The organism is Xanthomonas sp. SHU 199 (genome assembly GCF_000364665.1).
In the GTDB taxonomy this organism is placed as follows: domain Bacteria; phylum Pseudomonadota; class Gammaproteobacteria; order Xanthomonadales; family Xanthomonadaceae; genus Xanthomonas_A; species Xanthomonas_A sontii.
In genome coordinates this window covers 1-1,957 of record NZ_AQOI01000484.1, presented here as the reverse complement: position 1 = coordinate 1,957, position 1,957 = coordinate 1, and the positions used below count along the sequence as shown (strand labels likewise).

Genomic DNA, 1,957 nt, shown 5'->3' with positions numbered 1-1,957 from the left:
CGCGTGGCCAGGCGGTGCCCGCGCTGGTAACCGGCCAGCAAGGCCGGCGCGGCGATGTCGCCGCCGCGCGCGACCGCGTCGTGCAGCGCACGCGCCAGCCGCGCCTGGCTCTGCAGGCCGAAGTTGAACCCATGCGCGGTCACCGGATGCATGCCCACCGCGGCGTCGCCGATCAAGGCATAGCGCTCGGCGACGAAGCGCTGCGCATAGACGGCCACCAACGGGTACGCCTGCGGCCGCACCAGTGGCGTCATCGCGCCCAGGCGATGCTCGAAGAAGGTACTGATCTCTGCCCCCAACGCCGCCTCGTCCATCTGCAGCAGCGCCTGCGCGCGTTCCGGCGGCAGGGTCAGCACTGCCGAGGCCTCGTTGCCGTGCAGCGGCAGCAGCGCCATGGTCCGGCCGTAACCGAACCACTCCCAGGCGGTCTGATGGTGCGGGCGCTCGTGGCGCCCCCGACACACCAGCATGGTGCGGCCGAAATCGCGCAACTGCGCGCCGATCCCGCTCATGCGCCGGGTACTGGAGAAGCGGCTGTCGGCGGCGACCACCAGGCGCGCCGCCACGCTGCGCCCGTCGGAGAGCTGCACCTGCGCCTGGCGCGCGTCGCGGCGCAATGCCTGCACCGAGACACCATCGAGCAAGGTCAGACCGGGCTGGTCCTGCACCGCGGCGAACGCGGCGCGGCGGATCAGGTGATTGGGCACCAGCCAGCCGAGATCGCCACGGCCGCCCTCGCCCGCCGCGAAGGTCAGTGCGAACGGCGAGGAACCGTTCATCACCCGCGCATCGCGCAGCGGCGCGATCGCCTGCGGGTCGATCCGCGGCCACAGGTCCAACTGATCCAGCAACGCCCGCGAGGCATGGGTCAGGGCGATTTCGCGGCCGTCGAAGGCGGCCTCGGCCAGCGCCGCGCGCGGCTGCGGCTCGATCAGCGCCAGCGACAGGCCGCTGCCGGCCAGCGAGCGGGCGAAGCACAGGCCGGCAGGGCCGGCCCCGACGATGGCGATATCCACTTGCATGCGGCGACTCCGTGATCGGACCCGGCCAGGATACGACCGCCGCGCACCGCGTCCTTGATCTGGATCAGCGCTGCGACGATCGGTCGCAGCCCGCGGGGCTCAGAACAGCGCCCACACCAGCTGCAGGATCGCCCACAGCGACACCACCCACACCAGGCTGCGCACGTACGGCACGCCCGCCGCGTACAGCGGCACGTACGCCACCCGCGCCCACAGGTAAATCTGCGCCGACAGCGCGGTGTGCGCATCGCCCTTGCCCAGTGCCGCCACCGCCACCGCCGCGGCGGCGAAGAACGGGAAGGTTTCCAGGAAGTTGCGCAGCGCGCGGTCCAGGCGCCCGGCCACGCCGGCCGGCGGCGGTTGCGGCGCATCGCGCGCGCCGGCGTTCCACTTCAGCCCGCGCTGCGCGGTGACGAAGGCGGAGGCGAGCAGCAGTTGCGCGATCCCGAGCAGGATCGCCCAGGCCAGCATACGAATTTCGATGGGCATCGGAGCCTCGGAGGAAAGGAAGACGGCGCGCAGCATGCCGCTCAATCGGGCATGGCCACGTGATAACCGACCAGGCGCCAGGTCTTGTCCTCGTCCAGCCGCAACGACACCAGCTCGCGCACCGGCTGCGGCGCATTGGCGAAGCGGCTGGGGAAGCTGATGTTGACGTAGGTGCCCGGCGGCACCTGCGAGCCGGCGGCGTACTGCACCCGCGCCACGCTGGCGACGCCGCGGCCGAGCAGCGCGCCCAGCCGCGCACGTGCGGCGTCGATCTCGCGCACGAACACCGCACGCGTCACCGCCTTCTTCGCCACAACAGAGGCGCCGTCCCACAGCTCGCCGGTGCGTCCGGCATCGACCAGCTGCGCGGCGCGCAGGCCGGCCTGCGCCATCTGTGCGTCCTGCTTGGCCAGCGGTCCGGGCGCGGGCGCGGCGGGGCCGGCATG

Annotated in this window: 3 protein-coding genes; all 3 read right to left on the bottom strand. The window is 72.6% G+C overall.

Features of this window, described 5'->3' with window-relative positions; translation table 11 throughout:
• A partial coding sequence (gene ubiM, locus D183_RS0115140) for a 5-demethoxyubiquinol-8 5-hydroxylase UbiM (RefSeq protein WP_017909749.1) occupies positions 1–1,022 on the bottom strand: 1,022 nt, incomplete at its 3' end.
• A gap of 99 nt (positions 1,023–1,121) precedes the next feature.
• Positions 1,122–1,511 carry an MAPEG family protein gene (locus D183_RS0115135; protein ID WP_026143987.1) on the bottom strand — a complete coding sequence of 130 codons (390 nt, stop codon included), beginning with the start codon at positions 1,509–1,511 and terminating at the stop codon, positions 1,122–1,124.
• Between the two features lie 41 nt (positions 1,512–1,552).
• Positions 1,553–1,957: DUF4019 domain-containing protein (locus tag D183_RS0115130; RefSeq protein ID WP_017909747.1), on the bottom strand; the 405-nt coding region annotated here is incomplete at its 5' end.

What these genes read in the sequence shown, in the direction of transcription:
- D183_RS0115135 (WP_026143987.1), bottom strand. Translation starts at nt 1,511, where the DNA reads ATGCCCATCGAAATTCGTATGCTGGCCTGGGCGATCCTGCTCGGGATC.